Source organism: Massilia sp. 01N417, assembly GCF_056399645.1.
Map to the genome: position 1 here is coordinate 455,552 of NZ_JBFTRS010000001.1, position 10,458 is coordinate 466,009.

Here is a 10,458-nt window from a genome sequence, read left to right on the forward strand (position 1 = left end):
TCAGCCCTGACTGCCGTGGAAGCGCTGGATCAGGCCCGCCAGGCGGCCGGCGTCGAAGGGCAGCTCGCCCTTCTGCAGGGCGTCGCGCAGTTCGGCGACCCTGGCGGCGTCGAAGTCGGGCAGGGCTTTCAGCGCGCCTTGCGCCGGCTGCAGTACGCTCGATTCGAGCGCTTCGCTGGCGGCGACGGGGGCTGCGGCGGGAGCGGCCACGGGACCGCCGGCCTGCGGCGTGATCGTGATGGAAGGTGTGGAGGCGCCAGTGATCTTCATGCGGGATCCTCGGGTTTTGGATTGAATCGTCATGGTTTCTTCGGCAATTGGCTGCGCAGTTCCTTGAGCGCGTCCTCGCCCGGCTTGGTGATCGACACGTCCTTGCCCAGGTCTTCGGTCTGGGCGGGCGTACCGAACATCGCGGTAATGGAGGCGGCCTGTTTCGTCGTCAGGATCAGCAGTTCGATACGGCGGTTGACGGCGGCGTCGGGTTTGGCGGCATCGACCGGCGCGCGGTCGGCCATGCCGACCACCTGCAGGACGCTTTCCTTGCGCATGCCGCCGATCAGGAGCTGGGAGCGCGCAGCCAGCGCGCGATGGGCCGACAGGCTCCAGTTGGAGTAGCTGTTCGGGTCCTTGCTAGTGTACTGCAAGGAGTCCGTATGACCTACGACCAGCATCTGATTTTCCATGTTTTCGAACAGCGGCGCCATTGCGCGCAACAGTTTTGAAAAACGGTCAACGGGAATCGGGCTGCCGCGCACGAACATGCCCTGGCGATCGGTATCGTGCAGCATCACGCGCAGGCCTTCCGGTGTGACCACGGTGGCCAGGTTCGATGCCAGGCCGGCATCGGCGCTCATCTTCTGCAGGGCGCGGGCCAGCGCCGCCAGCTCGGACGGCGATTCGTAACGGGTGTTCGCGGTGGCCTTGCCGCCGGCGTCCGGCCCCTGCGCGCCGCCGTTCGCCTTCGGCATCGGGAAACGTTCGATCACGCTGCCGCTCGGATTGCCGGCGATTTCGTGCTTGCCGCCGCTGCCTTCGATCAGGCCGGCCGCGGTGTTGTCGCGCACGATGCTCTTGAGCGTCGAGGCCTCGCGCGCGGCGATCAGCCACAGCACCAGGAACAGCGCCATCAACGCCATGCAGAAGTCGGCGAATGCAACCTTCCACGCGCCGCCGTGCTCGTCGTCCTGCTGCTTGCCGCCGCCACGCTTGACGATGGTCTCCTCGTGGTGCTTCTCGCCTTTTTTTGCTGCTTGCATGCCGCTCGTCCCCGTCTATATCAAGCGCGCTTCTTGGCGGCGCCGGCGTCTTCGCCGTCGGCCATGGCGTTGATCCAGGTTTCCAGCTGGGCGAAGCTCGGCTTGGTGTTCAGCTGGATCAGGCGGCGGCCGGCGTCGATCGCCAGCAGCGGCGGCTTGCCGGCCACGTGGGTGCACAGCACGACCTTCACGGTCTCCATGGTCGACGCTTCCGAGTTCACCAGCTGCTTCATCATGTTCGAGATCGGATCCAGCACGCCGTAGCAGAAGAAGATGCCGATGAAGGTGCCGACCATTGCCGCGCCGATGTGCTCCGCGATCTCGGCGGTGTCGGCGCCGCCGCCGACCGAGTTCATGGTCATCACGATGCCGAGCACCGCGGCCAGGATGCCGAAGCCCGGCATCGCCTCCGCGATCTTGTGCAGCGACTTCGAGGGCTGCATCAGCTCTTCGTGGATGGCGTCCAGCTCCTGTTCCAGCACGCCTTCCAGCTCGTGGGCGTTGATCTTACCCATCGCCATCAGGCGGAAGTTATCGACGATGAAGGCCAGCAGCTTGGGCTCTTCGAGGATCAGCGGATAGCGCTGGAACATCGGGCTTTCCTTGGGCGCCTCGACGTGGGCGTCGAGCGCCTTCAGGCCGCCGGCGGCGGTCTGCAGCAGCTCGTACATCAGCAGTAGCAGCTGGCGCTGGAATTCCGAGTCGTGCTTCTGGCGGCCGATGATCTTCCTGAACTGGACCAGCAGCTCGGACAGCACGTGCTTGGGATTGCCCACCACCAGGGCGCCGACGGCGGCGCCGACGATGATGAGCATTTCGATGGGCTGCCAGATGGCGCCGACGGTGCCGCCCATGAAGGCAAAGCCGCCGAATACGGCGCCCAGCACGATCAGGATGCCAAGGATTTGCATGTTGTTACCTTTCTTGTTTGGTCGTTCAGGCCTGGGCCAGCGCCGCTTTCATCTTGGCCAGCGCGCTCTTGTTCAGCTGGCAGACACGGGCATCGGACAGGTCGAGCACGGCCGCGATTTCCTTGTAGCTGAGCTCGAATTCGTAAATCATCTGGATCACGCGCTGCTCGCGCTCGGACAGGGCGTTCAGCGCCTGTTCGAGACTGCGGCGCACCATGAACTGTTCTTCCGGACCCGGCGCGCTCTGGGCGCGGTCGGTCGCTTCCTGCAGCACGTCGTCGAAGCTGAGCAGCTCCTCGGCGACGTCGTCCAGCAGGAACTGGCGCCATTCTTCCTGGCTGATGCCGAGCGCTTCCGCGGCTTCCCGGTCGTTCGGTTCGCGGCCCAGCTTGCGGGTGAGGGCGCGCACGGCGTCGCGCATCTTGTGGCTGTCCTGGCGCACCGCGCGCGGACGCCAGTCCTGGCGGCGCAGTTCGTCGAGGATGGCGCCGCGCACGCGCAAGGACGCGTAGCTGGCGAAGCCGGTGTCCGGCGTGCCGTAGCGGCGTAGCGCCTCCAGCAGGCCGATCAGGCCGATCTGTTCCATGTCCTCGCGTCCCATCGCGCCCGACACCTGCGAATTGAGCTGGCGTGCGATGCGCTTGACCAGTGGCGCATAGGCCACCAGGTGGCGCTGCTCCTCCGCGGCGCTCATCGCCGCATGCATGGCGGCGCCGGCGTACTCGGTGCTGGCGTAACTGTCGGCGTAGTCGGTCATGTAACCCACATTGTCCCCGGCTGTTATTCGATGATCAGTTTGCCGATCATGACTTCCGCAAACGGCTTTTCCGCATGCTTGCGCTCATAGTCGGCATTGAAGGCGCGATTCAGCTGCTCGGCATATTTTTCGACCGTCATGGTCGAGGCCTCGTCCATCGTGAAGCTCGACAGCGTGCTCACGGCCAGGCTGCGCAGCAGCGGCAGGTTTTCCTTGGTTTCCTTTTCCCTGGACGGCTCGGTGGCCAGCACCAGGTCGGTCGACAGGTAGTGGCTCTCGCCTTCGTTCGGGCCGCGGCGCAGCATCACGATGACCTTGTCGAGGGTGACGTATTTCATCGGTTTGGCAGCCTTCGGCTTTTCCCCGGCTTCCTTCTTGTCCGCACCCGCGGCGACCGCCGGCTTGGGCATGAACCACCACACGGCGCCACCGGCGCCGGCGGCGCTCAGGATCACGGCGCCGGCAATGGCGATGATAGTTTTCATTTTGCTCATCGTTGTCTGACCTTAGTCGCGTCCGCCCAGGGTGAAAGCGGACGAGTTGTTGCCTGCTTCGGCCAGGGCGCGGCCGGGCTGATTGTCTTCCTGCTCGCGGTCCTGCTGGCGGCCGCGGCCTTGCTGCGGATCGCCGAACGGTGCCGCGCCGTTCTTCGGCGCCGGAGCGACCGTCACGGCGACCTCGGTGAACTGGCGCTGCGACAGGTCACTGCGCAGGTTGTCGCTGACGGTTTGCAGTTGGCGCAGCACCTCGCTGTTGGAGGCCGAGATGTTCACCTCCAGTGCGCCGGCATTGTGGCGGATCGCGATGTCGATGCGGCCCAGTTGCGGCGGCTCGAGCCGGATCACGGCCTGCTCGATGCCATTGCCGACCTGGACGTTCATGCGCTGGCCGAGCGCTTCCTGCAGGCTCTGGCGCCAAGCGGTCGGCGGGCCGGCCAGCTTGACGGTGTCGGCGGCCGCTGCGTTCGGCGCCGGCTGCGATGCGATCGCGCCGGCGAGGGCGGCGCGGTCCGGCGTACCGGCCGGCGCAGCATTGCCGGCGCCTCCACGTTCGCTGCCCGCATCCTGGCCGCCGCTGTTCGTGGTGCCGGCATCGGCCTGCGCATGGACGGCGAGGCGCACCGCCGGCACGGCGTCCGGCTGGACCTGGCGCGCGGCCGGGGCCGACGCGGTGTCGACGGCCGGCGGCAGGGCCAGGGCGCGGTCCGGCGTCGCGGCGCGGCGGCCATCGGCGAAGGCTGCGGTGACGGCCGCGGTAGCGCCGGTGGATTTGGTGTCGTCACCGGACTGCGCGCCCGAGGGCTGCGCGGCCTGCACTGCCTGCGCCACCTGGACCGGGGTCAGGGGCATCAGCGGCATCGCCATCGCGGCCAGCAGCGCGCCATCCTGCGGCTGCTGCGCGGCACCGGCGCCGGCGCCGTCGTCGGCGGCCTTGTCCGGCGTGGCGGCAGCGGCGTCACGTGCCTGGGGCGTGGCGTCCACGGCGGCGCCGTCGGCCGGCAGGCTGGCCTGGGCCGTCAGTGCGACGGCCTGCGACTGTGCGTCGAGCCAGGCGGCGAAGGGCTGGCTGGGCGCGCCCGGCTGGGCGGCGGTCGGCTGGGCGGCGCCCGTGGCGTCGGACGCAGCCTGGGCCGGCTGGGCCGAGTCGGCATTCCTGGCAGCGGCGCCGGCGGATTGGGTGACGGTATTCAGCATCATCATGGTCAAGCCTGGCTCGGGGCCGGTTCGGTTGCGTCGTGCATGGCATAGGCCATCCAGCCATCCTTGTTGGCGCGCATGTCGTCCATGCGGTCTTTCAGGGCACTGGCGGCGGCGGCGACGGCGTCGGCGGCGTGATCGTGGGCTTCGCGCAGGCGCTGCAGGGCCGCGCGCTCGGCGCCGCTCAGCGGGCCGGCGGCGGCGAGCGCGTCGAGTTGCGGGGCCAGCGCGCGCGTCATCTGCGCCACCTGTTCCCAGGCGGCGCCGTCGGCCGCGCTGCGCAGCGACTCGGCGGTGCGGAGGAGGGCGGCCGACTTATCCATTGCGCGCCTGTACGCCGGCCCAACCCTGGCGAATGGTGGTGAGGACCTTCACGACTTCGTCGACCATCGCCGGGTCCTGCTTGACGCCCGCGGCATGCAGGTGCTGGGTGCAGAAATCATAGAGGTTTGCCAGGTTGGCGACGACCTGTCCACCGCCTTCGAAATCGAGGGAGCTGGAAAGGCCGTTGATGATGTCGTTGCACTTGTTGATGCTGGCGGCGCGGGCTTCGTAGCGCTTGGCGACGATGTGGGCGCGGGCGCGTGCCAGCTCTTCGAGCAGGCCGTCGGTAAGCAGCAGCACCAGCTCGATCGGCGAGGCGCGCGAGGTCTGCGCCTCCAGGTTGACGGCGTGGTAGCTGCCGTAGGCTTCTTGATAAGACATCGGAATATCTCTTAGTTTGACTTGTCGTTGCCGAAGAGCGCGTCGAACATCGACACGTTGCTGTTCATCCTCGCCTGCAGGGTCTGCAAGTCGGTGAACTGCTTCAGGTAGCGGTCGTACGCGGCGTTGTACTGCGCATCCAGGTCGGACTGGCGCTTGGTCAGCGAGCTTTGCAGCTTGGTGATGGAATCGTTGCGTTGGGTGATCTGGCCGGTGGTGCTGTTGCTCCACTGGTTCAGGTAGGTGTTCAGCGAGCCCGCGATGCCCGTCGGGCTGCCGGTGCTGGCCGATCCGATCAGTTTGTCCAGGCTGGTCGGATCGAGCGCCAGCTGCTTGCTCAGGCGCCCCGTATCGAGGCTCAGGCTGCCGTCGCGTGCGGCGGTGATGCCATACGAGGCCAGCGACGGGCTGCCGGTCGCGCGCAGCATGCTGACCAACCTGCTTTGCAGGGCGCGGACACCGGCGTCGTGCGCGAATGCGCCAGGGCTGGCGCCGGTCGACGGATCGCCCGGATCGACCATGCCGTCGATGACGGACTTGAGCTTGTTGTAGGCGTCGACGAAAGCCTGCACATTCGATTGCGTGGCGCTGGTGCTGGTGCCCACGGTCAGGGTAAACGGGCTTTCGTCCGCCGTCTGGGCGCGGGTCACGGTCAGCGACACGCCGTCGATGTTCGTGAAGGTGTTCGAGGGCTGGATGATCGGGGTGCCGGTGGTCGAGCTGCTGGCGCCGTACAGGAGAATCGCATCCTTGGCTTCGGTGGTCACCGTGCGCTGGCCGAGTGCCAGGCTGCCGGCAAGCGTGGTGCCGGCGGCGCTCGGATCGAGCCAGACATTGTTGGCTACGCCGGTGTTCGCCGACGTCAGCACCAGTTGCGGCACGCCGTTGATCGTGACCACGCCAGCCGATACCCGGCCGGCGTTGGTCGGCTCGCTGTTGATCGCGGCGGCGATCTCGCGCGCGCTCAGGCTGCCGTCGTTATCGGTATCGGCGGCGGCTTTCAGCTGGACCGTGAATTGCCCGGTCTGCGTGGCCGACGGCGAAGGCGGCGTCGTCGCCGGCGTCTTGGGCGGCGCCAGCGTGAGCGTCAGCTGTCCGCCGATGTCGCCGTTCTGAGGGACCTGGTAGGACGCCTGTCCCGCCGTCGCCACCTGCTGGACGAACAGCTTGTAGGTGCCCGCCGCAGCGGTCGACTTCGCGGTCGCGCTGCCGACGGTGGTGTTGGACAGGGTCGCGCTCTGGGCCAGCATCGTCTTGCCGATGCCGGTCAGGGAACCCAGGCTGGTCTGGAAGGCGGAGATCGCCGAGCCCAGTTTCGACAGCGCGGTCGAGGTGGCGCTGGCGCTCTTGGTCTGGCTGGTCAGCATTTCCTGCGCGGTCGCGGTCAGCTTCTGTGCCATCGCCTGCGCGGTGCTGGTCGGATCGTAGGTTGGGGCGTTAATACTGGACATGCTTGCTCCTTATTGATTTGCCAGCCACGACTGCGTGGCGATGTCGTCTTCCTGTTTGCGCTGGGCGCGGTCCTGCTCGCGCGCGAACGCGGCTTCGTGCTGGGCCAGCACCTTGCCGAGCAGCTCGCGCCTGGTCCAGGCCTGGGCCAGGTTGCGCTGCGAGACCGCCATGTTCGCGTCAATCAGGTGCAGGTCGGTGCGCTGGTTGTCGGCCAGCGCGAACACGGCCTGTTTGTAGTTGCCGCAATTGGCCGCCAGGGCCGGCGACAGCTTGGCCCCGGGCTGAGCCGACGGGCCGCTGCCGACCGCGAGGTCGGTCAGGCGCTCGACGGTGGCCTGGTAGCGCGCGCGCATCGCTTCCTGCTTGGCCAGGTCGGCCTGCAGGCGTTCGACTTCGGTGCTGCGCAGGCGCACCAGGGTGCCGAGGCTAGTGATCGTATTCTGCTTGCTCATGCCATCATCGCCATCAGCTGGTCGACGCAGGGGCCGAAGGGCGCATCTTCGCGCGTGCCCTGGCACAGGAAGGCTTCGATGTGCGGATGCAGCTTCACTGCGCGGTCGGTTTCCGGGTCGGCGCCCGGCTGATAGGCGCCGAGCGGGATCAGGTCGCGCACGCGCGCATGCTTCGCCATCGCCGCCTTCAGCCTGCGTGCTGCCTGAGCATGATCGGGCGTGACCACCTGGGCCATGCAGCGGCTGATCGACTGGGCGACGTCGATCGCCGGGTAGTGGCCGCGTTCGGCCAGCTCGCGGGTCAGCACGATGTGGCCGTCGAGGATGGCGCGCGCGCTGTCGACCACCGGGTCCTGCTGGTCGTCGCCTTCCGCCAGCACGGTGTAGATGGCGCTCATGCTGCCGTTCGGGTTCTCGCCGTTGCCGGCCGATTCGCACAGCTGTGGCAGATTCGAGAATACCGACGGCGGATAGCCGCGCGTCGCCGGCGGTTCGCCCAGCGACAGCGCCACTTCGCGCAGCGCCATCGCGTAGCGGGTCAGCGAATCGCACAGCAGCAGCACGTTCTGGCCGCGGTCGCGGAAGTGGGCGGCGATCGCGTGGCACAGTTCGGTCGCCATCACCCGCATCAAGGGGCTTTCGTCGGCCGGCGCCACCACCAGCACAGCTCGACGCAAACCCTCGGGGCCGAGCGACTTCTCGACGAATTCGCGCACCTCGCGGTTACGTTCGCCGATCAAACCGACCACGATCACGTCGGCCACGGTCTGGCGCGTGATCAGGCCGAGCAGGACCGACTTGCCGACACCGGAACCGGCCATCAGGCCGACGCGCTGGCCCTTGCCGAGCGTGAGCATCGAATTGATCGCGCGCACGCCGACGTCCAGCGGCTCTTCCACCGGCGCCTTGCGCAAGGGATTGACCCTGGGCGGCGTGGTGGACAGGGTCTGGTCGCCGCCGAGGCGGCCCAGGCCGTCGATCGGCTCGCCCAGGCCGTTTACCATGCGGCCCATCCACGAGGGGCCGATCTGGATGCTGGACGGGCCGCTGATGGGCAGTACGCGGGCGCCGGTCACCAGGCCGTCGGCCTTCTTGAACGGCATCAGGTAAGTCACCTTGTCGCGAAAGCCGACCGCCTGCGCGTCCAGCCAGTCGCCGTCGACCAGTTCGACGCGGCAGCGCTGGCCGGTGTGCAGCTTCACGCCGACGCTCTCGAGCAGCAGGCCCTGCACCGCGACCAGGCGCCCGGTGGGCGTGGCCACCGGCACCGCGCCGATGTCGAGCGAACGCAGGGTCTGGGCCAGCGCGCTCACGCTTCCTCCGCCTCTTCGGCAGCCAGGCCTTCACGCACCTGCTCCATGCAGGCGGCAAGACGGCCCTGGCAGCCGGCATCGACTTCGTGATCGCCGGCCTTGACGCGGCATTCGCCCGGCTCCAGGCTCGGGTCGGCCAGCAGGTTCCACTTCCTGGCCCGCTTCGGATCCAGTTCCTGGATACGCTTGAGTTCTTCGGGGTTGAGCAGCACCTCGACCTCGTCGCGGGTCGGCGGCATCGCCGCCAGCGCCTCGTCCACCAGCGCCAGCATCTGCACCGGCTGCAGCGCCAGTTCGGCGCGGATCACCTGGCGGGCGATCTTGCCGACCAGGTCCACCACTTCCTTGCGCTGGGCATTCTTGAATTCGGTCTTCAGCTCCGTCAGGGCGCGCAGCATGGCGTCGATCGGCCTGGACATCGTTTCCAGCTCGGCGAGCGCCTGCTGGCGGCCTTCCTCGATGCCGCGCGCGAGGCCTTCGGCGTGGCCGGCATCGTAGCCGTCGCTGCGGCCCTGCTCGACGCCGACGTCGTAGCCGTCCTGCTGGCCCTGGCGAAAGCCGTCGGCCATCGCGCCCTGCCAATCCTGTTCCGCGGTGGTCGAGTTTGATGCGGGCGAGGCGCTGCTGCTGGCAGCCAGGAATTGGGCCAGGGGCGGGAAGTGATAAGGCCGGAACTGCTTCATTCGGCGGTCGCCTCGGCGAACAGCTGGACTTCGATTTCACCGTTGTCGGCCAGGTCCTTCACGGCAGCCATGATCTCGCGGCGGGTCTGCTCGATGCGCGACATCGGCACCGGGCCGGAGCGGCGCATCAGGTCTTCGAAGCTCTGTGCCTGGCGCTTCGGCATCGCGCCCAGGATCGCATCGCGCAGGGCCGGCTCGGCGCCCTTGAGGGCGATGGCCCACTGCTCCAGCGGGATCTCGTCCAGCAGGCGCGTGATGGTCTGTTCGGTCTGTTTCGACAGGATGAAGAAGTCGTACATCGACATCTCGATCTGCGACACGACTTCCGGATCGTGGGCGCGCAGCAGCTCGACCATGGTGGCGCGGTTGTTCGGCAGGCGGTTCAGGATCTCGGCCGCCTGGCGCACGCCTTCCACGGTGGCGCTCTGGGTGTCGAGCGCGGACAGGCAGCGCTGCACCAGCTCTTCCAGTTCGGCCAGCAGCTCGCGGTCGATCTCTTCCAGGCGCGCCAGGTTCAGCAGCACCAGTTCGCGGCCTTCTTCCGGCAGCGCGTCGATGATCTGGCCGGCCAGCGCGGGCGGCAGGAAGGCCAGGAACACGGCCTGCATCTGCACGTGCTCGGCTGCGATGTAGTCGGCCAGCCACTTCGGCGAGGCGTACTGCAGGCGCGCCATCATCGGACGGATGGCGTCGCCGTAGATCGTATTGAGCACGCTGTTGGCGATCTCGCTGCCGAGCGCCAGGTCGAGCGAGCGCTTCAGGTAGTTGCGCGAGGCGCCGTGCAGGCCACTCTGCTGGCGGTAGTCGTCGAAGAACTTCTGGATCGAGTTCTTCACGGCGTCGACCTTGATGCCGCTCATCCGGCTCATCACGTGGGTCAGCTCGATCAATTCCTCGCGCTCGAGGCAGCGCAGCACGGCCGCCGCCGGTTCCTCGCCGATCGACAGCAGCACGATCGCGGCCTGTTCGACCGGGGTCAGCGCCACTTCCTGCACGTCGTTATTGTTCAGATCCGCCATTTTTCTTCTGCACCCATTGTTTGACCACTTCCGCCACCCGTTCCGGCTCCTTGCCTGCCAGGACCCGCAGGTGGTCGACCATCACGTCCACGGCCGAACCGGCCGGTGGCAAATCATAGTTTTCCAGCAGCGGCTGGACCGGCATCGCGCCGCCCAGCGAAGGCGTGCCCGCCGCCGGCAGCGCTGCCGCCGCGGCGCCCGCCAGTGCCGGCG

At 67.7% G+C, this 10,458-nt stretch carries 13 protein-coding genes and 1 pseudogene; all 14 read right to left on the bottom strand.

All coding sequences use genetic code 11. The annotated features are described in order from the left end of the window. Nucleotides 1-270 carry a flagellar biosynthesis anti-sigma factor FlgM gene (gene flgM / locus AC1DOQ_RS02045; RefSeq protein ID WP_477359787.1) on the bottom strand — a complete coding sequence of 90 codons (270 nt, stop codon included), beginning with the start codon at nt 268-270 and terminating at the stop codon, nt 1-3. Nucleotides 271-299: 29 nt separating this feature from the next. Then, complete coding sequence (locus AC1DOQ_RS02050; RefSeq protein ID WP_477359789.1) at nt 300-1,256, bottom strand: flagellar motor protein MotB; 957 nt, start codon at nt 1,254-1,256, stop codon at nt 300-302. A 20-nt stretch (nt 1,257-1,276) separates the two neighbouring features. Then, nucleotides 1,277-2,167 (bottom strand): flagellar motor stator protein MotA, encoded by an 891-nt coding sequence (gene motA, locus AC1DOQ_RS02055; RefSeq protein ID WP_477359791.1) that lies wholly within the window; start codon nt 2,165-2,167, stop codon nt 1,277-1,279. A 25-nt stretch (nt 2,168-2,192) separates the two neighbouring features. Further along, on the bottom strand, nt 2,193-2,924 hold the full coding sequence (locus tag AC1DOQ_RS02060) for a FliA/WhiG family RNA polymerase sigma factor (protein ID WP_477359793.1): 732 nt from the start codon (nt 2,922-2,924) through the stop codon (nt 2,193-2,195). A gap of 23 nt (nt 2,925-2,947) precedes the next feature. Further along, nucleotides 2,948-3,409, bottom strand: a complete 462-nt coding sequence (locus AC1DOQ_RS02065) for a flagellar basal body-associated FliL family protein (RefSeq protein ID WP_477359795.1) — start codon at nt 3,407-3,409, stop codon at nt 2,948-2,950. A 21-nt stretch (nt 3,410-3,430) separates the two neighbouring features. Continuing rightward, nucleotides 3,431-4,624, bottom strand: a complete 1,194-nt coding sequence (locus AC1DOQ_RS02070) for a flagellar hook-length control protein FliK (RefSeq protein WP_477359797.1) — start codon at nt 4,622-4,624, stop codon at nt 3,431-3,433. A 2-nt stretch (nt 4,625-4,626) separates the two neighbouring features. Beyond that, entirely contained in the window at nt 4,627-4,944 is a 318-nt protein-coding gene (locus AC1DOQ_RS02075; RefSeq protein ID WP_477359800.1) for a hypothetical protein, read from the bottom strand. After that, complete coding sequence (gene fliS / locus AC1DOQ_RS02080) at nt 4,937-5,326, bottom strand: flagellar export chaperone FliS (RefSeq protein WP_477359802.1); 390 nt, start codon at nt 5,324-5,326, stop codon at nt 4,937-4,939. The genes AC1DOQ_RS02075 and fliS overlap by 8 nt, the downstream gene beginning before the upstream one ends. Before the next feature lie 11 nt (nt 5,327-5,337). After that, nucleotides 5,338-6,777, bottom strand: a complete 1,440-nt coding sequence (fliD, locus tag AC1DOQ_RS02085) for a flagellar filament capping protein FliD (protein ID WP_477359804.1) — start codon at nt 6,775-6,777, stop codon at nt 5,338-5,340. Between the two features lie 9 nt (nt 6,778-6,786). Continuing rightward, nucleotides 6,787-7,230, bottom strand: coding sequence for a flagellar FliJ family protein (locus tag AC1DOQ_RS02090; protein ID WP_477359806.1), 444 nt, complete (start codon nt 7,228-7,230; stop codon nt 6,787-6,789). Further along, nucleotides 7,227-8,543 (bottom strand): flagellar protein export ATPase FliI, encoded by a 1,317-nt coding sequence (fliI, locus tag AC1DOQ_RS02095; protein ID WP_477359808.1) that lies wholly within the window; start codon nt 8,541-8,543, stop codon nt 7,227-7,229. Before fliI ends, AC1DOQ_RS02090 begins: the two co-directional genes overlap by 4 nt. After that, a complete protein-coding gene (gene fliH, locus AC1DOQ_RS02100) occupies nt 8,540-9,226 on the bottom strand; it encodes a flagellar assembly protein FliH (protein WP_477359810.1) in 687 nt (228 codons plus the stop codon). The genes fliI and fliH overlap by 4 nt, the downstream gene beginning before the upstream one ends. After that, the gene (locus AC1DOQ_RS02105; protein ID WP_477359812.1) at nt 9,223-10,245 is read right to left on the bottom strand and encodes a FliG C-terminal domain-containing protein; all 1,023 of its coding nucleotides are present in this window, start codon (nt 10,243-10,245) and stop codon (nt 9,223-9,225) included. Before AC1DOQ_RS02105 ends, fliH begins: the two co-directional genes overlap by 4 nt. Continuing rightward, nucleotides 10,226-10,458 (bottom strand): annotated as a pseudogene (locus AC1DOQ_RS02110) (flagellar basal-body MS-ring/collar protein FliF); the annotation flags it as partial. The pseudogene AC1DOQ_RS02110 and the gene AC1DOQ_RS02105, both read right to left, overlap by 20 nt.